General features: G+C 32.4%; 1 protein-coding gene. It reads left to right on the top strand.

Features of this window, described 5'->3' with window-relative positions; genetic code table 11:
• A partial coding sequence (locus V7150_RS24165; protein WP_335523323.1) for a tetratricopeptide repeat protein occupies positions 1–244 on the top strand: 244 nt, incomplete at both ends.

Consider the following 244-nt stretch of genomic DNA (forward strand, 5'->3'; position numbering starts at 1 on the left):
CTTTTAAAATTAGCAAAAGTATCTCCAGATGATGCTTTGATCAATTATCAATGTGCTTGGAGTTTTGATGTATTAGGTAAAGAATCGGAAGCAGTGCCTTTTTATGAAAAGGCAATAGAATTGGGGCTGTCTGGAAAAGATTTAGAGGGAGCTTTATTGGGCTTAGGTAGTACATATAGAACATTAGGTGAATATAAAAAATCAAAAAATGTATTTCTAAAGGGAATGAATTTATTTCCTGAGA

This window comes from Neobacillus drentensis, from assembly GCF_036965245.1.
GTDB classification, from domain to species: domain Bacteria; phylum Bacillota; class Bacilli; order Bacillales; family Cytobacillaceae; genus Neobacillus; species Neobacillus drentensis_G.